At 69.5% G+C, this 23,636-nt stretch carries 30 protein-coding genes; 11 read left to right on the top strand and 19 right to left on the bottom strand.

Annotated elements, in window-relative coordinates; all coding sequences use genetic code 11:
* The first annotated feature begins 3 nt into the window (after positions 1–3).
* Both D8896_RS13245 and D8896_RS13240 read left to right on the top strand, forming a co-directional pair.
* Positions 4–705 carry a class I SAM-dependent methyltransferase gene (locus D8896_RS13245; protein WP_121822582.1) on the top strand — a complete coding sequence of 234 codons (702 nt, stop codon included), beginning with the start codon at positions 4–6 and terminating at the stop codon, positions 703–705.
* An 81-nt stretch (positions 706–786) separates the two neighbouring features.
* Positions 787–1,518 carry a bifunctional helix-turn-helix transcriptional regulator/GNAT family N-acetyltransferase gene (locus D8896_RS13240; RefSeq protein ID WP_121822581.1) on the top strand — a complete coding sequence of 244 codons (732 nt, stop codon included), beginning with the start codon at positions 787–789 and terminating at the stop codon, positions 1,516–1,518.
* Here the strand turns inward: D8896_RS13240 and D8896_RS19460 are convergent.
* Together D8896_RS19460 and tmcA are read right to left on the bottom strand one after the other, a co-directional pair.
* Complete coding sequence (locus D8896_RS19460; protein WP_162991557.1) at positions 1,513–1,668, bottom strand: hypothetical protein; 156 nt, start codon at positions 1,666–1,668, stop codon at positions 1,513–1,515. The two genes, D8896_RS13240 and D8896_RS19460, sit on opposite strands and share 6 nt — an antisense overlap.
* A 47-nt stretch (positions 1,669–1,715) precedes the next feature.
* Positions 1,716–3,965 carry a tRNA(Met) cytidine acetyltransferase TmcA gene (gene tmcA, locus D8896_RS13235; RefSeq protein ID WP_121822580.1) on the bottom strand — a complete coding sequence of 750 codons (2,250 nt, stop codon included), beginning with the start codon at positions 3,963–3,965 and terminating at the stop codon, positions 1,716–1,718.
* Between the two features lie 282 nt (positions 3,966–4,247).
* Between tmcA and rpl7ae the strand changes: the two genes are divergently transcribed.
* The 7 genes from rpl7ae to D8896_RS19455 are packed head-to-tail and all read left to right on the top strand — an operon-like array spanning position 4,248 to position 8,980.
* Complete coding sequence (rpl7ae, locus tag D8896_RS13230) at positions 4,248–4,610, top strand: 50S ribosomal protein L7Ae (protein ID WP_121822579.1); 363 nt, start codon at positions 4,248–4,250, stop codon at positions 4,608–4,610.
* Positions 4,611–4,621: 11 nt separating this feature from the next.
* Positions 4,622–4,846: a 30S ribosomal protein S28e gene (locus D8896_RS13225; RefSeq protein WP_121822578.1), complete on the top strand. Its 225-nt coding sequence runs from the start codon at positions 4,622–4,624 to the stop codon at positions 4,844–4,846.
* Between the two features lie 2 nt (positions 4,847–4,848).
* The gene (locus D8896_RS13220) at positions 4,849–5,268 is read left to right on the top strand and encodes a 50S ribosomal protein L24e (RefSeq protein ID WP_121822577.1); all 420 of its coding nucleotides are present in this window, start codon (positions 4,849–4,851) and stop codon (positions 5,266–5,268) included.
* Complete coding sequence (gene ndk, locus D8896_RS13215) at positions 5,265–5,729, top strand: nucleoside-diphosphate kinase (protein WP_121822576.1); 465 nt, start codon at positions 5,265–5,267, stop codon at positions 5,727–5,729. Before D8896_RS13220 ends, ndk begins: the two co-directional genes overlap by 4 nt.
* 45 nt (positions 5,730–5,774) lie before the next feature.
* Positions 5,775–6,143, top strand: a complete 369-nt coding sequence (locus D8896_RS13210) for a hypothetical protein (RefSeq protein WP_121822575.1) — start codon at positions 5,775–5,777, stop codon at positions 6,141–6,143.
* A gap of 24 nt (positions 6,144–6,167) precedes the next feature.
* Positions 6,168–8,585, top strand: a complete 2,418-nt coding sequence (locus tag D8896_RS13205; RefSeq protein WP_121822574.1) for a penicillin acylase family protein — start codon at positions 6,168–6,170, stop codon at positions 8,583–8,585.
* A complete protein-coding gene (locus D8896_RS19455) occupies positions 8,582–8,980 on the top strand; it encodes a hypothetical protein (protein WP_162991556.1) in 399 nt (132 codons plus the stop codon). The genes D8896_RS13205 and D8896_RS19455 overlap by 4 nt, the downstream gene beginning before the upstream one ends.
* A gap of 137 nt (positions 8,981–9,117) precedes the next feature.
* Here the strand turns inward: D8896_RS19455 and D8896_RS13195 are convergent, their stop codons facing one another.
* From D8896_RS13195 to D8896_RS13160, 8 genes are all read right to left on the bottom strand, one after another.
* A complete protein-coding gene (locus D8896_RS13195; protein WP_121822573.1) occupies positions 9,118–10,188 on the bottom strand; it encodes a methionine synthase in 1,071 nt (356 codons plus the stop codon).
* Complete coding sequence (locus tag D8896_RS13190; protein ID WP_121822572.1) at positions 10,185–11,180, bottom strand: 5-methyltetrahydropteroyltriglutamate--homocysteine methyltransferase; 996 nt, start codon at positions 11,178–11,180, stop codon at positions 10,185–10,187. The genes D8896_RS13195 and D8896_RS13190 overlap by 4 nt, the downstream gene beginning before the upstream one ends.
* A gap of 111 nt (positions 11,181–11,291) precedes the next feature.
* Positions 11,292–11,888 (bottom strand): HemK2/MTQ2 family protein methyltransferase, encoded by a 597-nt coding sequence (locus D8896_RS13185; RefSeq protein WP_121822571.1) that lies wholly within the window; start codon positions 11,886–11,888, stop codon positions 11,292–11,294.
* On the bottom strand, positions 11,885–13,018 hold the full coding sequence (locus D8896_RS13180; RefSeq protein ID WP_205596827.1) for a mechanosensitive ion channel family protein: 1,134 nt from the start codon (positions 13,016–13,018) through the stop codon (positions 11,885–11,887). Before D8896_RS13180 ends, D8896_RS13185 begins: the two co-directional genes overlap by 4 nt.
* Positions 13,008–13,850, bottom strand: a complete 843-nt coding sequence (locus D8896_RS13175; RefSeq protein ID WP_121822570.1) for a 16S ribosomal RNA methyltransferase A — start codon at positions 13,848–13,850, stop codon at positions 13,008–13,010. The genes D8896_RS13180 and D8896_RS13175 overlap by 11 nt, the downstream gene beginning before the upstream one ends.
* A gap of 55 nt (positions 13,851–13,905) precedes the next feature.
* Positions 13,906–14,496 carry a DUF655 domain-containing protein gene (locus D8896_RS13170; RefSeq protein WP_121822569.1) on the bottom strand — a complete coding sequence of 197 codons (591 nt, stop codon included), beginning with the start codon at positions 14,494–14,496 and terminating at the stop codon, positions 13,906–13,908.
* A 91-nt stretch (positions 14,497–14,587) separates the two neighbouring features.
* A complete protein-coding gene (locus D8896_RS13165; RefSeq protein ID WP_121822568.1) occupies positions 14,588–14,944 on the bottom strand; it encodes an RNA polymerase Rpb4 family protein in 357 nt (118 codons plus the stop codon).
* Position 14,945: 1 nt separating this feature from the next.
* On the bottom strand, positions 14,946–15,236 hold the full coding sequence (locus D8896_RS13160) for a 50S ribosomal protein L21e (RefSeq protein WP_121822567.1): 291 nt from the start codon (positions 15,234–15,236) through the stop codon (positions 14,946–14,948).
* Between the two features lie 135 nt (positions 15,237–15,371).
* On the opposite strand from D8896_RS13160, the gene D8896_RS13155 reads away from it, so the two are divergent.
* Positions 15,372–16,538, top strand: coding sequence for a cystathionine gamma-synthase (locus D8896_RS13155; protein ID WP_121822566.1), 1,167 nt, complete (start codon positions 15,372–15,374; stop codon positions 16,536–16,538).
* Between the two features lie 212 nt (positions 16,539–16,750).
* On the opposite strand, the gene D8896_RS13150 is transcribed toward D8896_RS13155, so the two are convergent.
* The 6 genes from D8896_RS13150 to D8896_RS13125 all read right to left on the bottom strand — a co-directional run bounded on the left by D8896_RS13150 (position 16,751) and on the right by D8896_RS13125 (position 20,707).
* The gene (locus D8896_RS13150) at positions 16,751–17,017 is read right to left on the bottom strand and encodes an elongation factor 1-beta (protein WP_121822565.1); all 267 of its coding nucleotides are present in this window, start codon (positions 17,015–17,017) and stop codon (positions 16,751–16,753) included.
* Between the two features lie 2 nt (positions 17,018–17,019).
* Positions 17,020–17,199, bottom strand: coding sequence for an HVO_2753 family zinc finger protein (locus tag D8896_RS13145; RefSeq protein WP_121822564.1), 180 nt, complete (start codon positions 17,197–17,199; stop codon positions 17,020–17,022).
* Positions 17,200–17,269: 70 nt separating this feature from the next.
* Positions 17,270–18,511 (bottom strand): tripartite tricarboxylate transporter permease, encoded by a 1,242-nt coding sequence (locus D8896_RS13140; protein ID WP_121822563.1) that lies wholly within the window; start codon positions 18,509–18,511, stop codon positions 17,270–17,272.
* 123 nt (positions 18,512–18,634) lie between these two features.
* Positions 18,635–18,997: a 50S ribosomal protein P1 gene (gene rpl12p, locus D8896_RS13135; RefSeq protein ID WP_121822562.1), complete on the bottom strand. Its 363-nt coding sequence runs from the start codon at positions 18,995–18,997 to the stop codon at positions 18,635–18,637.
* A gap of 2 nt (positions 18,998–18,999) precedes the next feature.
* The gene (locus tag D8896_RS13130; protein WP_121822561.1) at positions 19,000–20,067 is read right to left on the bottom strand and encodes a 50S ribosomal protein L10; all 1,068 of its coding nucleotides are present in this window, start codon (positions 20,065–20,067) and stop codon (positions 19,000–19,002) included.
* A gap of 1 nt (position 20,068) precedes the next feature.
* Positions 20,069–20,707, bottom strand: a complete 639-nt coding sequence (locus D8896_RS13125; RefSeq protein ID WP_121822560.1) for a 50S ribosomal protein L1 — start codon at positions 20,705–20,707, stop codon at positions 20,069–20,071.
* 171 nt (positions 20,708–20,878) lie between these two features.
* On the opposite strand from D8896_RS13125, the gene D8896_RS13120 reads away from it, so the two are divergent.
* Positions 20,879–21,622 (top strand): ZIP family transporter, encoded by a 744-nt coding sequence (locus D8896_RS13120; RefSeq protein WP_121822559.1) that lies wholly within the window; start codon positions 20,879–20,881, stop codon positions 21,620–21,622.
* A gap of 72 nt (positions 21,623–21,694) precedes the next feature.
* Here the strand turns inward: D8896_RS13120 and D8896_RS13115 are convergent, their stop codons facing one another.
* The 3 genes from D8896_RS13115 to D8896_RS13105 form a co-directional block, all read right to left on the bottom strand.
* The gene (locus D8896_RS13115) at positions 21,695–22,183 is read right to left on the bottom strand and encodes a 50S ribosomal protein L11 (RefSeq protein WP_121822558.1); all 489 of its coding nucleotides are present in this window, start codon (positions 22,181–22,183) and stop codon (positions 21,695–21,697) included.
* Between the two features lie 93 nt (positions 22,184–22,276).
* Complete coding sequence (locus D8896_RS13110) at positions 22,277–22,459, bottom strand: HEWD family protein (RefSeq protein WP_121822557.1); 183 nt, start codon at positions 22,457–22,459, stop codon at positions 22,277–22,279.
* A 121-nt stretch (positions 22,460–22,580) separates the two neighbouring features.
* The gene (locus D8896_RS13105; protein ID WP_162991555.1) at positions 22,581–23,423 is read right to left on the bottom strand and encodes an N-acyl homoserine lactonase family protein; all 843 of its coding nucleotides are present in this window, start codon (positions 23,421–23,423) and stop codon (positions 22,581–22,583) included.
* Positions 23,424–23,636 lie beyond the last annotated feature (213 nt).

Here is a 23,636-nt window from a genome sequence, read left to right as displayed (position 1 = left end):
CCAATGACGGATCCAACCCACGACGACACGATAAACTGGAACCGGTTCTGGACCGAGGCCGACGAGGACCGCCGCGCGAGCGCCACGCCGAGCGCCCACCACGTCCGCGGCCTGCTGGACGACTTCTTCGCCGAGAAGGGCGTGCCCGAGTCGTTCGCCGACGTGGGCTGCGGGCCCGGCGTCGTCGCCCGCCACGTCGCCGAGCAGTACCCCGAGACGACCGTCGTCGGCTACGACGCCGCCGAGTCGGCGCTCGCGGACGCCCGCGAGCAGGCAGGGGCGGCGGGGCTCGACAACCTCGCGTTCGAGCGCGGCGTGCTCCCCGACTTCGACCCCGGACGGGCGTTCGACCTCGTCCACTGCTTCGGGACGCTCGCGTACGTCGCCGACTCCGAACCCGCCCTAGAGTCCCTCTACGACGCCGTTGCACCCGGCGGCCACCTCGTGCTCGGCTACATGAACGATCTGGCGCGCGCCCACCACCGCGAGATGGTCGAGAACCCCGAGGAACACCCCGACCCCGACTTCGACCCCGAGGCGTTCGCCGACCGCTTCCGGCTCGTACTCGACGGCGAGAGCACGCTCTCGTACCGCGACATCCACGACGCCGTCGGGACGTGGCCCCGGAGCTTCTGGGAGGTCACCGACAAGCCCGACAAGCGGTGGGCGTGGCGGCACGTGCCGCTGGTGTGGCTGCCGAAGTGACGGCGCAGCGGGCGACGCGCCCGCCGATAGTGCCGAACTTTCGTGACAAAAGCTAAGTTCTGGGGACTGGTACCTATCCACATGGAACTGACCGGCGAGTTCGAGTTCGGCCACGAGGACCGGGGAGAAATATACGACTACGTGGAGCGACACGGGTCGATCAAGCCAAAGCGGCTGCGCCGGGCGCTGGATATCGACCCGCGGGCGTTCGGTCACCACATCGCGATCCTCAAGCGCGACGGCGTGCTGGAGGAGGTCGACGGCGAACTGCGCGTCGCCTTCGAGGAGGTCGACGAGGAGGAGTTCAGCGCCGCCGGCGTCGACTGCACGATCCGCGGCGCGCGACAGGAGGACCTCACGGGGCTGGTCGGCGCGATCCGCGAGGTCGCGGAGGAGGGCGCGTACATCGAGGCCGAGACGGTGGCCGACGTGGTCGACCACGAGGAGGTGCTGATCCGGCACAACGAACTGGAGTCCCGCGTGTTCTTCGTCGCCACGGTGGAGGAGGAGGTGGTCGGCTGGGTCCACCTGAACGTGCCCGAGGTCGGCAAACTCCGCCACACCGCCCGGCTCACCCTCGGCGTCCTGCCGGAGTACCGCGGCCGCGGCATCGGCGGCCGGCTGATGGAGCGCGGCGTCGACTGGGCGTCCGAAAGCGACTACGAGAAGATATACAACAGCATCCCGTCGACGAACCAGGCGGCGATCCAGTTCCTCGCGGGGCACGGCTGGGAGACCGAGGCGATCCGCGAGGACCACTACAAGCTAGACGACGACTACGTCGACGAAGTGATGATGGCGCGCTGGCTATAGGTCGGCGTTCTCCAGCGGGTCGGCGACGATCCCGTCCCGCTGCCCGAGCACCCGCGCGTGGGCCGCACAGACGACCCGGTTCGCCGCCCACGGGATCCGCAACAGCACCGCCGCCTCGCGGTCGCACTCGTCCTCGGTACACTCCCGCATGGCCGCCGGTTCGGCGCGCCAGCCCTTCGCTCTGTCGGTGACGGCGGTCAGCCGCCGTCGGCGTAGCGCTCGCGCTCCTCGCGGGCCGTCTCGTCGCCGTACGTCTCGACCAGCGGCGCGTACGCGTCGCCGAGCGCGCGCATGCACTGCCGGGCCGACGGGTAGTCGAGCGCCTCGGCGACGGCCGACCAGTCCCGCGCCTGCAGCGCGCGGCGCACCAGCAGGCGCTCCTCGCGGGCCGTGAGGTCCGCCTCGCCGTCGACGAGATGGGCGACGGCGAGGCGGCGGAACGGGGACGGCGAGGCGTCGAACAGCCCCGGCCCGAACGCGGCGTCCGCGACGACCCGCCACTCGTAGGAGGTCAGGTCGACCTCGGGCGTCGTCTCGACCGACCGCAGGACCGCCCGCACCACGTCGGGGTCGGCGTCGTCGAGCGCGTCCGAGAGGACGCCGCCGATCCGGCCGGCGAACCGCCGCGCGTGGCGGTCACGGAGGTCCCGGCCGGCCGGGGAGAGCGGGGCGAGCATCACCGCGGAGTACTCGCCGCTCGCGTCGTTCCGCGTGGTCGAGAGGTGGACCGCCGAGAACCCGTTCTCGCGCCAGAAGTCCACGAGCCCCGGCTGTGCGCCGTAGCCGACGCTCAGGTAGTCGAGGTCGTCGAACTCCCCCCGGACCGCGTCGAGCAGGCGCGACCCGAAGCCGCGCGACCGGACGGCGTGGTGCGTGGCGATCCGGACGACGCGCAGGCCGGCGGGGACCCCGGCGGCCTCGTCGCGCAACTGGCTCGTCAGCACGTCCGGGACCATATTCCCCTTCACCCGCGCGCCGTCGTACATCTCCCGGCGCAGGTCGGCCGGCAGGTTCCCCTCGCGGGCGAGCAGCGCGACGCTGACGACGTGGCCATTCCGGCAGAGCGCCCGGACTTCGAGGTTCGGCGCGTCCAGCAGGCGGGCGAGGTCGTTCGGCTCCGTCCGGTAGTGGGCAAGCACGAGCAGGCCGAACGCCTCCCGGAGCAGGCGCTCGTCGGCGAGCAGGTCGTCCGGCGTGAGCCGCCGGTACGTGGCGTCCTCGGGCGTCGCGTCGGCGACGACCGGGTCGACTGCCGGCCGCGCGTCAAGCAGGAGCGCGCGGAACGCCCACACCTCGACCGGGTCGCCGCCCGCGTAGCGGATCGGGTCGGCGAGGCGCACGTCGGTCACTTCGTGGTCGCTCTCGGCGAGGCGGTCGCGGAAGCGGACGGAGAACCCGCGCCCCGCGCCCTCGTACCCGTGGACGGTGGTGACGAAGGCGACGCGGTCCGCGGCGAGGAACGACTCCAGCAGCGAGACGGGGAGCGCGGCGGCCTCGTCGACGAACACCACGTCGGGGTCGTCGGGCAGGCTCGCGGCCTCGGTCGCGCCGGCGAACCGGACCCGACCCCCGTCCGCGGCGTCGAGCAACTGGGGGTTCGGCCCGTCCTCGTCGCCGCCGGCGAGCGCCCCCTCGGCGGCCAGCAGTTCTCGTGCGCGAAGGAACGCCTCGCGCGCGCTCCGGTACTGCCGGGCCGCGATCAGCACGTCGTCGCCGGCGAGCGCGAGCGAGGCGGCGGCGAGCCCCGCGGCGCTCGACTTCCCGCGCCCGCGGTCGGCTTCCGCGACGACGGCCTGCCCTGGGTCGCGCAGGCGCTCGAACGTACGCACTGCGTCGGCCTGGTCCGCGGTCAGGCACGCCTCGTAGGCGGCGCGGGGAAACTGGCGGCCGTCAGGGACTGCGACCGGTTCCGCAGGCAACCGGGGGGCGGGGTCGGTCAGGCCGTCGCGCTCCACCGTCCCCGAATCGGCGTCGTACACGGCGACGCCCCGGTGTTCGCGGAGCGTCCGGACGAACCGCCGCCGGAAGTTGCCGGTCACGTCGCCGACGGCGAACGGCGGCACGGCCAACCCCTCGTCGAACCCGTCGCGGCGCTCCGGCCATTCGTCCAGCGGCGGCGTCAGGAGGACGAACAGGCCGCCGCCGTCGACCGCACCGACGACCCGACCGACCGCGTTGGGCCGGAGTTCGTCGTGGCAGTCGACGGCGACGGCGTCGCGGGTCTCGCCGAGCAGGTCGCCCGCGCGCTGGAGCGGCAGGTGCTCGCACTGCAGGCGGTCGTCCGGGCCGACCAGCGTCGTCCGGGAGAGCGGCAGGTCGACCCCGTCGACCACCCGTTCGAGCGCGTCGTAACAGCGCTCGCGCTCCCCGGCGAGGACGAGGAGTCGGCGTGCATCGCTCCCGCGGGCTTCGACCCGGAGCGAGCGGGCGAGGGAGTCGACTGACATGCCCGGCCGTTCGCCCCCCGTCCTAAGGGGTCTTGCGCTTGCCGGCCGGCGCTTTCTCCACGGCGTGTCGGCCCCTCACACGCCGTCGCACGTTTGAAAGCGCTTTTATGGGGTGGTGCGCTATTCGCCTGTACAGCCTGCGCGGGGTTGATGATGCTCCTAGCCACACAGGACTCAAGCCGCCGGACGCCGGCGGTCGAGGGCTCACCCAGCGGCCCTCGGTTCGCCGCACGGCGGCGACGGCAGGGGAGCGCGAGCCCACGCGCGGGAGGTGAACTAACAATGCCAGTGTACGCAGATTTCGACGTCCCGGCCGACCTCCAGGACGACGCCATCGAGGCGCTCGAGGTCGCCCGAGACACAGGAACGGTAAAGAAAGGTACGAACGAGACGACGAAGGCGGTCGAGCGCGGCAACGCCGACCTCATCTACGTCGCGGAGGACGTCCAGCCCGAGGAGATCGTCATGCATCTCCCCGAGCTGGCCGACGAGAAGGGGATCCCCTACGTCTTCATCGACAACCAGGACGACGTCGGCCACGCGGCCGGCCTGGAAGTCGGCAGCGCCGCCGCCGCGGTCGTCGACGCCGGCGACGCCGGCGACGACGTCGAGGACATCGCCGAGAAAGTCGAGGACCTTCGCTGAGGCGATAACGCATGAGCGCTGAAGAGTCCGAAGACGGATCCACGCCCGCAGAGGTCATCGAGATCGTGGGCAAGACCGGGATGCACGGCGAGGCCATGCAGGTCAAGTGCCGCATCCGGGAAGGCGAGAATCAGGGTCGGATCATCACCCGAAACTGCCTCGGCCCCGTCCGCGAGGGCGACGTGCTCCAGCTCCGCGAGACGGCCCGCGAGGCAGACTCCATCGGAGGGCAGTAACGATGCCACAGACCCGAGAGTGTGACTACTGCGGCGCGGAGATCGAGCCCGGCACCGGAACGATGTTCGTCAGCACCGACGGCAGCACGGTCCACTACTGCTCCAGCAAGTGCGAGAAGAACGCCGACCTCGGCCGCGAGCCGCGCGACACCGAGTGGACCGACGAGGCCCACGCCCAGAAGGAGCGGCGCGCCGCACAGACCGAAGCGGAGCCCGCCGCCGAGGCGGACCGCGAGGAGCAGGACGTGACGGCCGAGTCGGAAGACGAACCCGCGGAGGAATCCGCCGAGGAGGACACCGAGTCCGAGACTGCCGAGGAGGACACCGAGTCCGAGACTGCCGAGGAGGACACGACCGACGAAGCCGCCGACGCTGACGAGGACGCCGAGGCGGCCGAGGAACCCGAGGAGACCGAAGCATGAGCGAGCGCGAGCGCACCTTCGTGATGGCAAAGCCCGACGCGGTCCAGCGCGGCCTCGTGGGCGAGATCGTCTCCCGTCTGGAGGAGCGCGGCCTGAAGCTGGTCGGCGCGAAGTTCATCCGGATGAGCCAGGCGCAGGCCGAAGAGCACTACGCCGAGCACACCGACAAGCCCTTCTTCGACGACCTGACGGACTTCATCACGTCCGGCCCGGTCGTCCCCATGGTGTGGGAGGGGCAGGACGCGACCCGGCAGGTGCGGGGGATCATCGGCGACACCGACCCCGCCGAGGCCGCACCCGGCACGATCCGGGGCGACTACGCCCTGGACCTGGGCCGGAACGTCGTTCACGCCGCGGACCACGAGGACCCCGGCGCGAACGAGCGCGAGATCGACCTCTACTTCGACGAGGAGGAGCTGGTCGACTACGAGCGCATCGACGAGACCTGGCTGTACGAGTAACCGCTTTCGCTCCCTTTACTTCTCGCGCCCGTCTACCGACGAGCGATGCCACCGACAGCGGTGCTTCACGCGGGCCACGGCGACCCGATTCCGGGGCTGCTCCTCGGGATCACGTTCGGCGTCGCGCTCGCAGGCGGGTTCGTCGCCGCGCTGGCGGACCGTGAGGCCTGGGGCCAGTACGCCGTCGCGGCCGTCCTCTCATTCGCGACTGCGTACGCCGTCGCCGAGACGACGCCACACACCAACGCGCTCGTCGATACCCCCGCAGTTGCCGCGGTCGCGCTCGCGGTTCCAGCCCTCCACCTCGCAGTCGCGGCGGTGCACGACGCCGCCCGCCCTGCGCTGCTCGCGCCGCTGTACGCCGGGCCGGTCGCGCTCGTCGGGTACCTGCTCGTGAACCCGCCCGGAATTTAAGGTTCCCCGGTCACACGAGGGTGTATGGACATCGACCGTACCCGACGGGCGTTTCTCGCCGCCGTCGTCGGCGGCGGCGCGGGCGCGACCGCGCTCTCACCCGCCGGCGGCCTGCTCGACCGGTTCGCGGCACCGTCCGGCGACGCCTGGGCGAGCGCCCGCCGGTCGGTCCCCGACACCGTCGAGAGCCCCCACGGCCCCGCGACGGTCACGTACGACGACTACCACGTGCCCCACGTCGAGGCCGACTCCGAGGAGGCAGCGTACTTCGCCGTCGGCTACGCGCAGGCGGCCGACCGGCTGTTCGAGATGGACCTCATCCGGCGGCGGATGAACGGGACGCTCTCGGCGGCGTTCGGCGAGCGAACGCTTGAGTCGGACCGCTTCCACGCCAAGATGGACTTCCGCGGGGCTGCGGAGGTGTCACAGTCGGCCATCGAGGGCACGCGAGCGGCTGAACTGGCGGCGGCGTTCCGCGACGGCGTCAACGCCTACATTGACGCCGGGCCCCTCCCCCTGGAGTTCGGCCTCCTGGGGTACGAGCCCCGAGAGTGGGAGACGCTCGACACGCTGCTCGTCGGTCAACAGATCTCCTGGGGGCTGACGGGGAGCTTCGACACGCTCCGGCAGGGCGTCCTCCGCGAGGAACTCGACGCCGGGACCTACCGGGAGCTGTTCCCGGCGCGGCTCCCGCACGACTCGCCGATCATCCGCGAGGGACAGACCGGCGGGGAGGTCCACGGCGCGGCCGAAGCCGGGGACGACGCGCGCGTCGGCGACGCCGCCGGCCCCGAACTGCTGGACTGGCTGTCGGCGTTCGAGCCGCCGGACCTCCTCGGGTCGAACCACTGGGTCGTGAGCGGCGAGCACACCGAGAGCGGCAGCCCGGTGTTCGCCTACGACCCGCACCTCACGCTGATGGTGCCGCCGGTCTGGTACGAGCAGCACATCGTCGCGGACGGCGTCGACATCCGCGGCGCGACGTTCCCCGGTATCCCGTTCGTCGTCACCGGGCAGAACGACCAGGGTGCGTGGGGATTCACGAACACCGGCGCGGACGTGGTCGACCTGTACACCTACGAGACCGACGACGCCGGCGAGCGCTACCGCTACGACGGCGAGTGGCGCGAGTTCGAGACGGAGACCCGGACCGTCGAGGTCGCGGGCGGCGAGGACCGCGAAGTCGCGGTCAGAAAGACCGTTCACGGCGCGTTCCTCGACCGGGCGGTCGACGGCGAGACACAGCACGTCGGCGTCGCCTGGACCGGGATGGGCGGCACCCGCGAGTCCGCGGCCATCTACGAGTTCAGTCAGGTCGAAAGCAAAGACGAGTTCCTGAACGCGCTCCAGCGGTTCGACGTGCCCACCCAGAACGCGATGTACGCCGACCGCGACGGCGAGACGATGTACCACACGACAGGGAAGATACCGATCCGCCGTGCGGGGGGCGAAGTGGTCCGTGGCGACCGCGTGTTCGACGGCTCCGCCGGCGAGGTCGAGTGGGACGGGTTCGAGCCGTTCGGCGTCTCCGACTGGGAGGGCGACGGCGAGGACGCGGCGTTTGTCCCGTTCGAGGACAAGCCCGGCGTCGACAACCCCGACTACCTCGGGACCGCCAACCAGCGGCCGCTGGACGACCCGGCGTACCCCATCGGGCAGGAGTACGCGTCCGGGTTCCGGGGGCAGCGCATCTACGAGTGTCTGGACGAGGCCGTCGAGAACGGCGACGGTATCGACCGGGAGTGGATGGCGTCGCTGCAGAACGACACGCTCGACATCCGGGCGCGTGAACTGGTGCCCGCCATCCTCGACGCCCGCGACCGGATGCCGTCGAAGGCCGACCCCTGGCTCGACGCCATGGCCGACTGGGACTACCGGATGGACCGCGATTCGGCGGCGGCGCTCGCCTTCCGGATCTGGTACGAGGAGTTCCGCCGAGCCACCTGGGCCGACGACTTCGAAGAACTCGGGCTGGACGAGAGCTACTGGCCCCAGGAGCGCGTGCTGGTGACGCTACCGCCCGACCACGAGGCGTTCGACGGCGACCGCGCGGCGGTGCTCGCGACGGCGATGGGGGAGGCCGTCGACCGGATCGAGGACGCGGGCTGGGAGACGTACGGCGACTACAACGTCACCGCGATCGACCACCAGTTCGGCGGGCAGGTGTCGGCGCTGAACTACGACCGCCTGCCGACCGACGGGTCGGCGTACACCGTCTTCAACTTCCGCAAGGAGGGCGGAGCGGGCAGTAGCTGGCGGATGATCACGCCGATGAGCGAGGCCGAGTCCCGCAGCGTCATTCCGGGCGGACAGGACGGGTCGTACTTCTCCGAGCATTACGACGACCAGCTCGAACTCTGGGCCGACGGCGAGTACAAGCCGATGCGCCGCGAAGTGCCCGACGGCGACGCCGACGTGACCGTCGAGGGGGGATCGGAATGAGCGACGCGACGGCCGAACCCGGCGAGTCGGACGCGCCGGACGACCGCGCCGGACCGCTCGCAACGCTCGACCACCGGATGGCCACGTTTCGGGCGGACGACCGACAACGGCGGATCGGGCTGGCGGTCGCGCTCGTCGTCGGCGTCGGCGTTGCCTGGCTGCACTGGCTCGGGCTCGTGGTCGCGGGCGCGCTCGTCGGCCTCACTTGTCGGAGCCTCCCGCGGGCGCTCGCGGCCGGCATCGGCGTCGGCGTTGTCGTCCTCGCGACGTTCGTCCTGCTGTCGCCGACGCTGGCGGCCGGCGAACTGCTCGCGCTCGGCCAGCCCGCCTACGTCGCCGTCGGGTCGGCGCTGGCGCTGCCGCTGCTGGGGTCGCTGACCCGCGGCGTCGTCTGACAGGGCCGCAGAAACTCGCTGCCGATCAGTCGCGGGCTTTCAGCGCCGTGACTGCAGCAGCGAGATGAACCTCTCGACCGATCAGTCGTCGGGTTCCAGCGCCGCAACCGCAGTCTCGGGATGAACCCCTCGACCGATCAGTCGTCGGCGCTGACCGCGCTGCGACCGACCTCTATCTCCCCCTCGTCGAGTTCGGCCTCGACCTCTCGGGTCGCCTCCACCATGTTGGCCATCTTCTCGTAGGCGACCTCTCGGGGCAGCAGCTTCAGCCCGCAGTCCGGGCTGACGACGAGCTGTTCCGGCGGGACGACCTCCAGCCCCTTCTTGACGTTCTCCTTGATCTCCGCGACCGACTCGACCTCGGCGACGTGGACGTCGGTGACGCCGAGCGCCAGGTCCTTGGTGAACTCGGGGTCTTTGAACACGTCCAGCTGCTCGTAGTCGCCGTTGGCGAGTTCGAGGTCGAACTCGTCGACCGGGAACTCGAGGATCTCCGGGTAGATCCGGAAGTAGTCGCCGTAACAGACGTGCAGACCGATCCGCACGTCCTCGGGGATGTCGTCGACGATGCGCTCCAGGCAGTCGCCGACGATGGCGTGGTCGTCCGGCGTCGTCGCCAGCGCCGGCTCGTCGATCTGGATGTAGCGCGCACCGGCCTCGACGAGCTTCTCGATCTCCTCGTTGACCAGGTCCGCGAGGTCGTTGGCGAGGGCGGCGTCGTCCTCGTAGGCCTCGTTGAAACACCAGGACGCGAGCGTGTACGGGCCGGTGATCGGCACCTTCACCGGGCGGTCGGCGACGTCGGCGGTGAACTCGTACTCGTCGACGAGCCAGGACTCGTCGTACTCGACGTCGTCGACGACGCTGGGCTTGTCGAAGGTGTTGTGGCCCCACACCTTCACGGGTCCCTTGAACTCGTACCCCCCAATGCGGTCGGCAAAGAACTCGACCATCTCGTTGCGGCGCATCTCGCCGTCGACGACCACGTCGAGGCCGGCGCGCTCGTGCTCCTCGGTGATGAGCCGCGAGCCGTCGTCCTTGGCCTCCTCCCAGGCGTCCTCGTCGAAGTCGGCGTCCTCGTCCTCGTAGAGGTCGCGGGCGCGGTCGAGCCACTTCGGCTTGGGGTAGCTCCCGACGACCGTCGTCAGGATGAAGTTGTCGTTCGGGTGGTCCGCCGGGCGGAACTGCTCCTTGTTCTCGTTGCTCATGCTGTCACCTCCTGGGTCGAAGCGGCTTCGGCAAGCGCCGCCAGCTTCCGCTCGAACTCGGCGTACGGCAGGTAGAACGACTCGGTGTTGACGGTGAGGTACGCGCGGTCGAAGTCAGCGCCGGGCGTCTGCTCCTGCACCCACTCGACGCGCTCGCGGATGGCTTCGGGCTCCTCCTGGAGCGTGTTCTGACCGTTCACCAGACCGAGCGCCACGTCGTCGGTCGCGCCGTACTCGTTGATGTTGTACAGGTTGTCCTCCTGCTCCGCGACGAAGTCGAAGCCGACGGCGTCGACATCGGCGTCGAGCAGGTGCGCGTACACCTTCTCCTCCAGCGCACCCCAGTAGGTGTGGGCGACCACGTCGGCGTCGACCGCGCTCGCCACGGCGTCGATGGCCTCGCTGGCCCGCTCGTCCTCACCGTCCTCCGGCGGGTTCTCGACGAGCGACGGTTCCAGCAGGAACAGCGTCTCCACGTCCGGGAACGCGTCGGCCTCGTCGGCGAGGAAGTCGGCGACCGCGTCGAGGAATTCGGCGTCGTCGCCGTAGTGCTCGTCGGTCGCGAGGTCGGCCAGCGAGTACGGGCCGGGCAGCACCGCCTGCAGCGAGCCGGTGTGCTCGGCGGCCGCTTCCAGTTCCGCCGCCACGTCGCCGTCGAACGTCAGGTCGCCCGTGACGACGGGGTCGCGGTAGAAGTTGTTGTTGTCGTAGTAGCGGACGATGCCGCGCGTCTCGACGTTGTCGTGGACCGCGAGGGGATGCGCCAGCATGTCGTCCCAGCGCAGTTGCCCCTCGCCGACGAGGTCGAGGCCGGCGTCGGTCTGGAGGTCGACGACCTCCGCGCGCGCCTGCTCGTACGTCTCGACGATCTCGTCGCCCTCGTCGCCGGATATCAGGTCGTGTTTCTGGTGGCCCTTCAGGTCGGAGAGATCCGCCTTCGCCCAGTCCGGGAGCGGGAGCAGCCCCGGGGAGGCCGCTACGAGTTCCGTCATTGGTAGCTACCGGTAGGCCATGACGCACTATAATATTTCCCCTTCAAGTAAATGCGCTACAGTTATGACAACGGTTCCCACGGTCGGCCCGTCGCCCTGGGCCAAACCCGGTCAGGGACGGCGAAGCGCCTGCACCGTGAGGGTCTCGAAGGGGTACGACTCCTCGGCGACCGTCTCCGCGTCGAACCCGCGGTCGTTCGCCCGTGCGAGCACCTCGTCGACCCCGGTGAGGCTGCTCACCAGCACCAGGACGACGCCAGAGGGGGCAAGGACGCGCCCCACCGCGTCGAGAAACGGCTCCACGACCGCCCGGCCCGTCTCGCCGCCCGAGAGCGCGACCGCCATCCAGTCGTCGCGCTCGGCGTCCTCGTCGGCGGGGAGGTACGGCGGGTTGAACAGCACGGCGTCGAACGCGCCGTCGCGGAAGGGCGCGACCAGGTCGCCCCGGACCACGTCGAGAGCCACGTCGGCCTCGGCCGCGTGCTCCCGGGCCTGCCGACAGGCGTGTGGGTTCAGGTCCGACGCGACGACGCGCGCCCCCGTTTCCTCGGCGACCGTCCCCGCGACGTACCCCGAGCCGGTTCCCACGTCCAGCACGCGGTCGCCGTCCCCGATCGCCTCGACCGCGGCGGTCGCGAGCAGGTGCGAGTCCTCCGCGGCCTGATACACCTCCGTCTCCATCCCGCGGCGGTCGGCGAGGTCGGTCATTCGTCCCCGCCGTCGGTGGCCGTGGGGGACGGATCGGGCCGCTCGGCCGTGCGGAACCCGTCGGTCTCCTCGCGACCCATCAGCTCCCGCTGCGGGAACGGGATCTTGATGTCGTCGTCCTCGAACGCCGCCTTCACGTTCTGGATGACGCCGGTTCGGGCGCGCCACTTGCGGCGGGCGCTCGGCTTGTCGATCCAGAAGCGCAGCCCGAGGATGATCGAGGAGTCGTCGAACCGTTTCGTGATCACCTGCGGCGTCGGCACCGTGAGCACCTCGTCGACCTCGCCCATCGCGGCTTTCGACACCTTCGTCGCGTACTCGATGTCGGCGTCGTAGTCGATGCCGACCTCCACCTCGAGGCGGAGCCGTCCCTTCCGGGTCCGGTTGATGATCGTGTTACCCGACACCACGTCGTTGGGGATCATCACGTACTCCCCGTCGAACGTCTGGATGCGGGTGTTGACGATGGTGATGTCGGTGACGATCCCCTCCTCGTCGCCGACCTCGATCCAGTCGCCGATCTCGAACGGCCGGGCGAACATCAGCACGAACCCCGCGAGCATCGACCCGAGCGTCTGCCTGGCCGCCATGCCGACGATGATACCGAGGAACCCCGCCCCGACGAGCAGCCCCGACAGGTCGAAGTCCCACACGCCGAGCACGACGATGACCGCGAGCGACCAGAGGATCACCTGGGTCAACCGAAGCGTGATCTCCCGCTGGTGTTCGGAGACGGCGTGGCTCGAGTCCTGTAGCTCCCCAAGCAGCCGCCTAGAAAACCGGATCAACACGTGGGTCCCGACGAAGACGACCAGCGTGAACGCGATGTCGGGGATCGCCTGGCTCGTCAGGCCGACCTGACTGACCGCGTCGTTCGCCAGGTCCGCCTGCCCCCAGACGCCGACGCTCACCAGCGCCGCGCCGAAGAAGCCGACGACGAAGCCGACGGTCGTGAGAGCGTCGGCCCAGATGGGCTGCATCCACGTGCTGAGCCGCGCCTGCACGTACCGTGCGGTTCGGGCGATGGAGAACACGGCGACGAGACAGAGCGCCGTGATCGCAACCCGTGCCTCGACGGACTGGAACACCTCCGAGAGCCGGTTGACCGACTCGGCAACGTCAGCCAGCATCGTCCTCCCTCCCGACTGCTGTCGCCAGCGTCGCGAGTTCCGCGAACTCGGCCGGCGTCACGTTCCCCGCGCGCATGTCCATCAGGGACTCGTCGGCGGCCGCCACGACGGCGTCTGCGTCGTCGAGCCCCGAGATGTGGGCGGTGTTTCGAACGGCGTTTCGCATCGTCTTGCGCCGCTGTGTGAACAGCGCTTTCACGAACCGGAGGAAAAAGTCGTCGTCGTCGACCTCGTACGCCGGGTCCCGCGGCGTCGTCCGCACGACGGCGCTCTCGACGGCCGGCGGCGGCGAGAACGCCTCCCTCGGAACCGTCTCGACGACCTCCACGTCTGCGTAGTGGCCGGCCGACACGGAGAGCCGGCCGTAGTCGTCCTCGCCGGGTTCGGCCGCCATCCGCTCGGCGAACTCCGTCTGAAACATCAACACGAGCGGCGTCGCGAGGGGGAGCAGGCGGAAGGCGATCTCGCTGGACGCGCCGTAGGGCAGGTTCGACACCGAAGCGGTGAAGTCAGGGAGGTCGACCTCCAGCGCGTCGCCCTCGACCACCGTCAAGTCGCCCGCCTCGATGGCCTCGGCGAACTCCTCCCGCAGGAACGCGGCGAGTTCGGGGTCCCGTTCGACGGCGGTCACCTCGCCGGCCACGTCGAGCAGCCGGTCGGTGAGCGCGCCGGTCCCCGCGCCGATCTCCAGCACGTGCGAGCAGTCGACGCCGGCGTCGGCCGCGTACGACGGCAGTCGGTCGAGCACGCGGTCGTCGACCAGAAAGTGCTGGTCGCGGTCGGGGTTCCCGCTGACTCCTGCCCTCGCCAGGAGCCCGTCTGGGTCTCTCATTCGGTTACCCGCCGGTATGCAACGGACGGCTTAAAACCCTCCGGGAGACGGACGACTACCCGTCCTCGCCCTCTCTGCCTACGAACGCCCGGTATTTCAGGTCGTCGTCCCGAAGCTCCTCCAAGATCCGCTCGGCCAGCACCCCCTTGGGATCGTGCAGTCCGGCGATCCGGTCCTCGAGGTCGTCGAAGCTCTCGAACCGCCCCCGCTTGCGCTCGTCCAGCACGTTGTTCCTGAGCTTCTTCCCGATACCGGGCAGCAGGTTCAGCTGGTGGAGCCGGAGCGTGATCGGCTGGGCGTCGTTGTAGAAGTCGACGAACCGCTCCTCGTTCTCGGCGACGATCTCCTCGATGACGTACTCCAGTTCCGACTGCGCGCCGCCCGACAGCTCCTCGTAGTCGACCGTCCGGACGCGGTCTATCGCCTCGCGCTCCTCCCGGGGCTCCACGGCGACCGAGTCACCGATCGCGGCGTCCGCGTCCTCCTCGAAGACGATCTCGAAGAGCCGGAAGTCCGCCTCGCCGACCGCGTAGGCAAGCGGCGGCTTCTGGTACTGCGGCCGGTCGTCGTCCGCCCGCCCGTGTGGCATGTAATCCAGCAACACTGCGCGGCGAACCACCGGCTCGTCGCTGTCGGTGTCGGTCATCCTGACGTACGAGTACGGCGAGGGGACACTTAAACCGTCGCCCGCAACGGGATTCGGTGCCGAGCGGGACGTTGCAGGCCGGTCGGGCCGATCAGACGTACTTTGCGACGACGTTCAGCACGTCGTCGAGTTCGTCGCCGGAGAGGGAGTATCGCTCCTGTGCGTACACCGCGCGGAGTTCGTCCCGGTCACGCGGCAGCAGGTCGGCGATCTTGTACGCGGTCACCTCGTCGACCTTCTCCAGTTCGGTCAGCTCCTCGACCAGTTCGCGGGACTCCTCGGGGGTGAGCAGCGCGAAGCGGTTCACGTGCTCGATGGCCCGGGCGAGTTCGTACCGCATCTCCCGGTCCTCGTCGGCGGCACGCTCCGCCTCCACGTCGGCGAGCAGTTCCTTGGCCTCGGAGATGGTGAGGTAGTCCTCGTCTACCTTCTCTTTGAAGATCGTCATGCTACTGCTGGGCGCGCAGGTGCTGCGGGGCGACGATGAGCGTCTTGTCCTTGCCGCCGTCGTTGATAGCGACCTTGAAACAGCTACCCTGCTCGCCTTCGACTTCGCCCGTCCGCCCGTCGAAGCGCGGGTGGAAGCGACCGTCGGGCACGCTCGGGTCGATCTTCAGGTGGACCTTCTGGCCCGTCTCGAAGTCCTGAATCGCTCGCTGTGGCGGCGACGAGCCGCGGTCGCGGGGGTCGTTCGAGAGCTTGTTCCGCGTTTTCTTGCGAGGTCCGTTGGAGTTCGGCATAGTCGTGGACAGTCCTTGTCCGCTGACGGTTATAAAAGGTGCGTTCCCACCTCGCCCGCCCGTAGACGCCGGACGACGGGGTTCCGGGGGACGAAGAGAGATAACCCTTTCCGCGGTCGCCGCGTTGGGTCGACCATGTCCGAGGACGACGAGTTCCGCTTCGAGACGCGGTCGATCCACGCCGGACAGGAGCCAGACGAGGAAACCGGCGCGCTGATGACGCCGATCCACGCCAACTCCACGTACGAGCAGGACGCACCAGGGGAGCACCGCGGCTACGAGTACTCCCGGACCGGCAACCCGACACGGACCGACCTGGAAGCGAACCTCGCCAGCCTGGAGAACGCCGCCCACGGGCGCTGCTTCTCCTCCGGGATGGGCGCGATCAACACCGTCCTCAACCTGCTGGAGTCGGGCGACCACGTCGTCAGCGGCGAGGACATCTACGGCGGCACCCGGCGCATCTTCGACCAGGTGTACACCGAGTACGACATCGAGTTCAGCTACGTCGACATGACCGACCTCGACGCCATCGAGTCGGCGTTCCGCGAGGAGACGGAACTGCTGTGGCTGGAGACGCCGACCAACCCCCTGATGTCGATCGTCGACATCGCAGGAGCTGCCGAGATCGCCCACGACCGCGATGCGCTCTGTGCGATCGACAACACCTTCGCGACGCCGTACCTCCAGCGCCCGCTCGATCTGGGAGCCGACGTCGTGACGCACTCCCTGACGAAGTACCTCGGCGGCCACTCGGACGTCGTCGGCGGTGCGCTGCTGACGAACGACGAGGAACTCGACGAACGGTTTGGGTTCTACCAGAACAGCGTCGGCGCGACGCCGGGCCCCCACGAGTGTTTCCTCGTCCTTCGCGGCACCAAGACGCTCCCCGTCAGGATGGACCGCCACTGCGACAACGCCCGGGAACTGGCCGCGTGGCTCGACGACCACCCCGACGTCGACAGGGTGTACTACCCCGGACTGGAGTCCCACCCCGGCCACGAGATAGCTGCCGAGCAGATGGACGACTTCGGTGGCATGCTCAGCTTCGAACTCGACGCGAGCCTGGACGAGGCGGCCGCCTTCGTCTCGAACACGGAGGTGTTCACGCTCGCGGAGAGCCTCGGCGGCGTCGAGAGCCTCATCGAACAGCCCGCGACGATGACCCACGCCTCGATCCCCCGCGAGGAGCGCATCGCTGCCGGGCTCTCCGATGGCCTCATCAGAGCCAGCGTCGGCGTCGAGCACGTCGAGGACCTGCGGGCCGACCTTGCGCAAGCAATGGAGTCGGCACTCGAATAGCGTACGGACGGCGCGCCGGTCCGCGAGGGGTGTGCCGCGTTCCCGCCTCGTCCGCCCCCGCGGCGAGTCGTCAGGTCACGCCGAGGCTGGTCCCGGCTTCACTGATAAGCCCTCGGCTACCTTCGTCGCGATCCGTCCGCGTAATATGCATCGCTGACGAACGGCGCTGGTCGAAAAGAGCGGTCCGAGCGTTCGGGACGCCAGCGGGCCGGTTAAATCCGACCGACGTTCTCGACTTCGACGCTCTCGACGTCGTCGACGGTGCTGAACTCCTCCTCGACGGCCTCGGTGCCGCCGGCATCGTCGGGGACGATGACGGTGGGGTACAGCGCGACCAGGCCGAACGCGACCTCGTCACGCTCGACGCCGTTGATCTTCGCACCCTCGGGGAGGGTGTTCTCCAGACGCTCCTGGAGGTCGTCCAGGTCGACGTCCGGGCTCTGCGGCATGACCTTGATCTTGGCGGCTACCTTTCCCATGGTTACGGACCCGTGAACCCGCAGTCGGGGCACTTGTAGAGGTTGCTCTGCTTGCGACACTTCGAACACCGGTAGATCTGGTGCCCGCAGTCCGGACACTTGAACGCGGCGGCGGTCGTCCCGGAGATGTTGATCCCGCAGGAGACGCACTTCTGCGCTCGTTTCTGTTCCGACTCGCTCATACACACCCGTACCGCACGCCCACTTTTAACCGTTGTTTTTCCGGCCGGGGAGCTACCGGGCTACCCGCGGTCACAGGCCGAGCGCGAGCGGGCCGATGAGGACGCCCATCAGGTGGACGCGCCGCGCGCCGAACCGGACCGGAACCAGCCCGAGGGCGGCGCTCACGAGGAACGTGCCGACGCCGACGACGCCCGCGAACAGGGCGGAGATACAGACCAGCAGCGCGAGCACCGCGAGGGAAAGTCGCCGGTAGTCCATCCGGCCGACGACCCGGAGATACCGGTCGCCGAGCGCGAGGACGAGCACGAACCCGGCGACGCTGGCGAGCGCCGCAGCCGCGACCAGCAGCGGCAGGTTCAGCGGCGCGCCGACCTCGTCGAACGCGACGAGGACGCCGGTTCGGGGCTGCCGGAGGGCGACGAGCGCGAACAGCGCGAACAGCGTATTCGCCGTATTGACGCCGCTGGTCGCCACGACGTACCCCCTGTCGCCCGCGCCGCCGGGCGTGACCGTCAGCACGGCCACCGCGGCGATGGCGCTGGAGACGCCGGGCAGGTAGCCGACGGCTGCACCGGCCAGCGCGCCCGCTGCGGCCATCCCGAACACCGCGCGACGCGAGGACGCGATGGCGGGGTCGGCCTGCTCCGGGACGCCCGCACCGTCGAGTGCATCAACCAGCACCGGCGCGCCGAACAGGCCGGCGAACAGCGGCGTCAGCATCCCGCCGGTCCCGAGCGGCGCGGCGGGCGAGAGGTCGAGGGTCAGCGCGCCGAGGCCCGTACTCGCCGCGAACGTTCCGAACCCCGCCGCGGCGGCACGTGCTGACCGCTCGGTCGCGACCAGGAGGACGACGACGCCGGCGAGCACCAGCGTCAGGTGCGACCGGAGCGTCGGGTAGACGGCCGTCATCACGCGCGTCACGGGCACCGCGAGCGGGAGCGCGACGGCGACGGCCAGCCCGCTGCCGAGCGCCGAGAGCCTGATCGCCTCGTACCCCTGGCCGGCGATGACGAGCCGATGCCCGGGGAGCGCCGTCGCCGCCATCGCGGCGTCCGGGACGCCGAGCGCCAGCGCGGGCACCGCGTCGAGGAACGTGTGGACGACGCCGGCCGACAGCATCGCCACGCCGATCAGGAGCGGCGGGCCGGGTATCTCGCTCGCCGCGGCGGCCAGCAGGAGCGCGAAGTTGTTGGCGTGGAGTCCGGGGACCAGCCCCGAAACCGTGCCGAGCGCCACGCCGCCGATGACGAACACCACGACTGCGAGGCTCCGTCCGGGACCAACGAGTATCCTGACTCCAGCGACGTCCATCGCCGTCCGGTGGCCGCGGCTTCCGACTTGAACGTTCGCAACGCACCGCCCGCTCAGGTCGGGACAGCGACGGCTCGGGCACGGTGCGGCGTCGATAAAAGCGGGTGAGTTGCGGGAAGTGACTTAGCCGAAGAGTTCGCCGAGGCCCTCGCCGCTGGCCTCGTCGTCGCCGTCGTCATCGTCGTCGTCCTGCGTGTCCGGCAGGTCCTCGTCGGCTTCCTCGGTCTCCTCGTCGCCGCCCTCGTCGGCGGCCTCCTCGTCAGCACCGCCGTCGTCGGCGGGTGCCGCGGCGGCACCGCCGGCGGGCACTGCGGCGGCCTCGGCGACCGCCTCGTCGATGTCGACGTCCTCCAGCGCGGCCACGAGGGCCTTGACGCGGGACTCCTGCACGTCGACGCCGGCGGCCTCGAGGACGCCGGTGATGTTGTCTTCGTTGAGCTCTTCGCCAGTCTCGTTCAGGATGAGTGCTGCGTAAACGTACTCCATTGTTATCCGAACATGTCGCCGAGTCCTTCCGCGGCGGAGTCCTCGTCGTCATCGTCGTCGGCCTCGTCGGCCGCCTCGGACTCTGCCGCACCGGCGTCGGCGTCGCCGTTGTCGTCAGTCGATTCGTCCTCGTCCTCGTCGTCGGCCTCGGCCGCACCGCCCGCGGTCGGTGCCTCGACATCCTGCAGTTCCTCGGGGAGCGCCTCCTCGTCGTCGATCTGCGCGGCGAGCGAACGCACCTGTGCGTCCGCCTTGCTCACGAGGTCGTCGGCGAGGTCGGGGCTCTCGATTGCGGCCTGCAGGCCGAGGCTCTTGGCCTCGCCCGTCGCCTTCGAGACGAGCGTCGGGACCGTCTGCGCGGTCGGATACTCGGCGTTGACCGAGAGGTTCCGGGCGCGCGCGGCGGCCGTCGACACGTCGCTGCGGTACTGCTCGACGTCGATGTCCAGGTCCTCGGGGTCGAACAGGACGCCCTCGCTCACGACGGCGCGCAGGTCCAGCCCGACTTCCTTCGGCTCGATGCCGAGCTCGTTCAGGACGTTCTCCAGGTCGGCCGAAACCTCCTCACCGGCTTCGAGGACGGTGCTGTCCTCGGTGACCTGAATGGAGCCCTCCATGATGCGGGCCGACGCGCCGACGTTCTGGAGTTCGCCGACGAACGGCCCCGGGTCGACGCCCGTGTCACCCTCGGGGATGACGATGTCGTTGGGCGCGACCTCGCCAGCGCCGATCGGCGCGGGCGTCTTCGAGGCTTCCAGCTCCTGATACAGCGAGAACGGGTTCTCGTTCGTCCCGATGAGGCCGACCTGCCCTTTGAGGTGCGGGGTCAGATCGTCGAGCCCGCCGCCGACCTCCTCGACGGCGCGCGTCAGCAGCGTGTTGCGGCTGACGCGAAGCTCCGCCGTACCGTGCAGGTCGCGGCGCATGTCCTGCAGCTGGCGGCTCGGGATGCCGGCGATGTTGACGACGCCGACGCTCTCGTAGCGCTCGACGAGGTCGACGAGCTCGTCGACCTCCTCCCGTTTCCACTGGGGTAGGTTCTCGGTCTTGCGTTCCGCTCCGGCGCTCATCTCAGGCCACCTCCACGGCGGGGCCCATCGTGGTCTTGACGTAGACCGTGTCGATGTTGAGCGGCCCCTTTTCGAGGTCAGCGTGCAGGCGGCGGACGATAACGTCGATGTTGTCCGCGATCTCCTCGGCGGACATGTCCTCCGCGCCGACGCGCGTGTGGAACGTCCGGCGGTCGCCGCTGCGAAGCTGGACGGTGTTTTTCATTCGGTTGACCGTTTCGACGACGTCGTCGTCCGGGGACAGCGGCGTCGGCATCTTCCCTCGCGGGCCGAGGATGGTACCGAGGTAGCGACCGATGTCCTGCATCAGCGCCTCCTCGGCGATGAAGAAGTCGGTCTCCTCGGCGAGGTCCTTCGCCGCGTCGTCGTCGTCGCCCAGGTCGGCCAGTTCGTCGCCGTCGAGCACGTCGTCTGCGACGTCCTCGGCGCGGAGGGCGGTCTCGCCCTCCGCGAACACGACGATCCTCGTCTCCTGGCCCGTCCCGGACGGCAGGACGATGTCCTCGTCTACACGGTTCGACGGTTCGTTAAGATCTAAGTCGCGCAAGTTGACTGCGAGGTCCACCGTCTCACGGAAGTTCCGCTCGGGTGCGTCCTCGAGTGCGCGGGATACTGCTTGCTCTATCTCCTGGTCTGCCATCGTTCACCTCCGTAGTGCGCAGGAATGCTCCTACGGGTCAGTGAAACAGGCGAAGCCTGTCTCGTCCGGACAGAAGCCCATGCCGAACTTAAACCCGTCGAAGCGGAAGCAGGCCGTACTGCCGCGCTCCCGGCCCCAGACGCCTTTGGGCCGCGCCGTCGTCCCGCCGTCATGGGAAGCCACGTCCCGACTGCCGGCCTGCTGGCGCTGGGGCTTGCCGTCCTCCACGCCGCGGCGAAACATCTCCGCCTCACGGCGGTCGTCCCGCGGAGCGGCTGGCTGTCGTTCGGCGGCGGCGTCTCGGTCGCGTACGTGTTCGTCCACGTCCTCCCGGAGTTGAGCGCGGGGCAGGCGGCCATCGCGGCGACCGACCACCCGGTCGTCGACGCGCTCGCCCACCACGCGTACCTGATCGCGCTGGCCGGGTTCGTGCTGTTCTACGGGCTGGAGCGGTACGCACGGACCGCGAAGAGCGATTCGGGGACCGATGATCCGTCAGACGGCGGCGGACCGGACAGCTCGGTCCTCTGGACGCACCTGCTCTCGTACGGCCTGCTGAACGCCACGATCGGCTATCTCCTCCTCGGCTACGCCGCCGAGGGGCGGGGAGCCGCCACCTTCGCGGTGGCGATGGGGTTTCATTTCGTCGTCAACGACGACGGACTCCGCCGGCACCACGCGGCGGGGTACGACCGGTGGGGCCGGTGGGTGCTCGCAGCGGCGATCCTCGCGGGCTGGTTCCTGGCGGCGGTCGTCGACCTCGGACACGCCGCGTCCCTCTCGGCGTACGCGTTCGTCGGCGGCGGGGTCGTCCTGAACGTCATCAAGGAGGAACTGCCGGCCGAGCGGGAGAGCCGGTTCGGCTACTTCCTGGCAGGCGCGGTCACGTACGCCGCGGTGTTGGTTGCGCTGTGACACGACGTGACGGACGCGCGGCCGCTGGAGCCACGGCTGACCGGCAGGAATGTGGGAAAAGAACGGTCGGCGTTACGCCGCGGCTTCCTCGGCGAAGTACTCGTCGTACTCGCCGTCGTCGATCTTCTGCTTGAACTCGCGGGGGTTCTCGCCCTCGATGGTGACGCCCAGCGAGGTGCAGGTGCCGACGACTTCCTTCGCGGCGTTTTTCAGGTCGTAGGAGAGCAGGTCGGGGTGTTTCTGCTCGGCGATCTGCTTGACCTGGTCGACCGAGAGGTCCGCGACGAAGTCCTCCTGAGGCTCGCCGCTACCGGTCTCGAAGCCGGCTTCGTCCTTGATCAGTTCCGCCGTCGGGGGGACGCCGACCTCGATGTCGAAGGAGCCGTCGTCCTCGTACTCGACGGTGACAGGCACTTCCGTGCCGTCGAACGCTTCTGTCTGGTCGTTGATCTCACCGACGACAGCCTGTACGTCGACAGGCGTCGGTCCAAGCTCGGGACCGAGCGGCGGGCCAGGGTCGGCCTGGCCGCCCGGAACGAGCACTTCGATAGTACCGGCCATACCGAGACGAACCCCCGCGCGAGGTTTAAGGGTTGCTTTTCGCGGTCGGTGCGGTGCTGGGCCCTAAATCGAGAGTCCCTCGGAACTCGGGGCTCAGTTCTCGATCGGCGTGAACGAGCCGGTGATATCCCACTCGTGGATGCAGTGTGGGTTACCGACCAGTCGCTCGCCGTCCTCCTCCCGAATGCGCCAGGTTTCGCCGTCCTCGTCCCAGCGCTCGCTGCGGCCACACCGTTCGCACTCGCGGCGCGACGGGGTACGGAGTGCTGTGCCCATGTGAGCGACAACGACGTGGAAGCTTATAACGTTTCCAGCCGGACCTGCAGGCGTTCCGGAGCCACGGTAGACACCTGATCGGAGCCGAAAGCCGGCAAAACAGCTGTGCCCGAAACGGGCGTTAGCGGGGCTCCGAGAACGAGGTGTCGCCGACCTGTCGAACGTCCGGGTAGTCGTCGTACCGGTCGAACGTCTCTGGGTCGTGGCCGTAGATGACGTTCGGGTCGTGCTCGTCGACGAGCGTCCGGATCCGGGGGACGGCGACGTTCGCCCACTGCCCGTGGTCCCAGTTCACCCCCGGCTGGACGGGGTCCGGAAAGACGTTCCCCTCGCGGAATGCCGCGTCGCCGACGAGAAAGACAGGGTCGTCGAAGGCGGTGAACAGCAGGCCCGTCATGCCGGGCGCGTGGCCGGGCAGGTGGATCCACTCGACCTCCGGCACTACCTCCCCTCGGTCGCCCTCCAGCGGCCGCCAGTCTATCTCCCGGTCGTAGTCGGCCGGGACGTACGCGCCCCGGGCCTGCGGGTCCCGAACCACGTTCGCGGCGTAGAACGCCCACTCGAGTTCCTCGCGGTGGGCGTACACCGGCACGTCGACGCCCTCGAACAGCCGCAGGTTGCCGGCGTGGTCGTTGTGGAGGTGGGTCTGGACGACGGTGTCCACGTCCGCCGGGGTGAGACCGACCTGTTCGAGCCGGTTCGCGAACAGGTGTTCGTCGTCTCCCGTCCACGGCACCGTCTCGCGCAGCCAGTCGGGCCAGTAACCGTCCATCCCGTCGGGATGGCCACCGGTGTCGACGACGACCGTGTTCGCGTCGTCCTCGTACACGAGCGAGAACGTCGGGATCCGTATCCGGTCTATCGTCGGCGACGGCTCCGACCGCGTCGCCAGGTTCGCCAGCGGGTAGTGAAACCGGCTGTCGACCTTGAGGTAGCCGTGGTCCAGGATGTACAGCTGTGGCACGGGTGTCGGCTCGTCACCGGCGAGGATATACTTTCGGGGCTGTGTGGATCTGACCCCGGCGTGCTGCGAAGGTTTTTGTCGGATACCCGGACCAACCCCCGGTGTGACCTGACGGTCGCGCGGTGGCGGTCCGGGCGGGAGTACGGCGCGCCCCACCGCGGTTCCCCAACGCGCCGTCTGCTCGCTCACGACGTTCGGGATCCGTACCGGCCC

The organism is Halostella salina, from assembly GCF_003675855.1.
GTDB lineage: Archaea > Halobacteriota > Halobacteria > Halobacteriales > Natronoarchaeaceae > Halostella > Halostella salina.
Note: the sequence above shows the minus strand (reverse complement) of the source record. Positions and strands in the feature narration are given on the sequence as shown.

Coding starts and splice junctions, on each gene's coding strand:
- D8896_RS13245 (WP_121822582.1), top strand. CDS start 4: ATGACGGATCCAACCCACGACGACACGATAAACTGGAACCGGTTCTGG.
- D8896_RS13240 (WP_121822581.1), top strand. CDS start 787: ATGGAACTGACCGGCGAGTTCGAGTTCGGCCACGAGGACCGGGGAGAA.
- D8896_RS19460 (WP_162991557.1), bottom strand. CDS start 1,668: ATGCGGGAGTGTACCGAGGACGAGTGCGACCGCGAGGCGGCGGTGCTG.
- tmcA (WP_121822580.1), bottom strand. CDS start 3,965: ATGTCAGTCGACTCCCTCGCCCGCTCGCTCCGGGTCGAAGCCCGCGGG.
- rpl7ae (WP_121822579.1), top strand. CDS start 4,248: ATGCCAGTGTACGCAGATTTCGACGTCCCGGCCGACCTCCAGGACGAC.
- D8896_RS13225 (WP_121822578.1), top strand. CDS start 4,622: ATGAGCGCTGAAGAGTCCGAAGACGGATCCACGCCCGCAGAGGTCATC.
- D8896_RS13220 (WP_121822577.1), top strand. CDS start 4,849: ATGCCACAGACCCGAGAGTGTGACTACTGCGGCGCGGAGATCGAGCCC.
- ndk (WP_121822576.1), top strand. CDS start 5,265: ATGAGCGAGCGCGAGCGCACCTTCGTGATGGCAAAGCCCGACGCGGTC.
- D8896_RS13210 (WP_121822575.1), top strand. CDS start 5,775: ATGCCACCGACAGCGGTGCTTCACGCGGGCCACGGCGACCCGATTCCG.
- D8896_RS13205 (WP_121822574.1), top strand. CDS start 6,168: ATGGACATCGACCGTACCCGACGGGCGTTTCTCGCCGCCGTCGTCGGC.
- D8896_RS19455 (WP_162991556.1), top strand. CDS start 8,582: ATGAGCGACGCGACGGCCGAACCCGGCGAGTCGGACGCGCCGGACGAC.
- D8896_RS13195 (WP_121822573.1), bottom strand. CDS start 10,188: ATGAGCAACGAGAACAAGGAGCAGTTCCGCCCGGCGGACCACCCGAAC.
- D8896_RS13190 (WP_121822572.1), bottom strand. CDS start 11,180: ATGACGGAACTCGTAGCGGCCTCCCCGGGGCTGCTCCCGCTCCCGGAC.
- D8896_RS13185 (WP_121822571.1), bottom strand. CDS start 11,888: ATGACCGACCTCGCCGACCGCCGCGGGATGGAGACGGAGGTGTATCAG.
- D8896_RS13180 (WP_205596827.1), bottom strand. CDS start 13,018: ATGCTGGCTGACGTTGCCGAGTCGGTCAACCGGCTCTCGGAGGTGTTC.
- D8896_RS13175 (WP_121822570.1), bottom strand. CDS start 13,850: ATGAGAGACCCAGACGGGCTCCTGGCGAGGGCAGGAGTCAGCGGGAAC.
- D8896_RS13170 (WP_121822569.1), bottom strand. CDS start 14,496: ATGACCGACACCGACAGCGACGAGCCGGTGGTTCGCCGCGCAGTGTTG.
- D8896_RS13165 (WP_121822568.1), bottom strand. CDS start 14,944: ATGACGATCTTCAAAGAGAAGGTAGACGAGGACTACCTCACCATCTCC.
- D8896_RS13160 (WP_121822567.1), bottom strand. CDS start 15,236: ATGCCGAACTCCAACGGACCTCGCAAGAAAACGCGGAACAAGCTCTCG.
- D8896_RS13155 (WP_121822566.1), top strand. CDS start 15,372: ATGTCCGAGGACGACGAGTTCCGCTTCGAGACGCGGTCGATCCACGCC.
- D8896_RS13150 (WP_121822565.1), bottom strand. CDS start 17,017: ATGGGAAAGGTAGCCGCCAAGATCAAGGTCATGCCGCAGAGCCCGGAC.
- D8896_RS13145 (WP_121822564.1), bottom strand. CDS start 17,199: ATGAGCGAGTCGGAACAGAAACGAGCGCAGAAGTGCGTCTCCTGCGGG.
- D8896_RS13140 (WP_121822563.1), bottom strand. CDS start 18,511: ATGGACGTCGCTGGAGTCAGGATACTCGTTGGTCCCGGACGGAGCCTC.
- rpl12p (WP_121822562.1), bottom strand. CDS start 18,997: ATGGAGTACGTTTACGCAGCACTCATCCTGAACGAGACTGGCGAAGAG.
- D8896_RS13130 (WP_121822561.1), bottom strand. CDS start 20,067: ATGAGCGCCGGAGCGGAACGCAAGACCGAGAACCTACCCCAGTGGAAA.
- D8896_RS13125 (WP_121822560.1), bottom strand. CDS start 20,707: ATGGCAGACCAGGAGATAGAGCAAGCAGTATCCCGCGCACTCGAGGAC.
- D8896_RS13120 (WP_121822559.1), top strand. CDS start 20,879: ATGGGAAGCCACGTCCCGACTGCCGGCCTGCTGGCGCTGGGGCTTGCC.
- D8896_RS13115 (WP_121822558.1), bottom strand. CDS start 22,183: ATGGCCGGTACTATCGAAGTGCTCGTTCCGGGCGGCCAGGCCGACCCT.
- D8896_RS13110 (WP_121822557.1), bottom strand. CDS start 22,459: ATGGGCACAGCACTCCGTACCCCGTCGCGCCGCGAGTGCGAACGGTGT.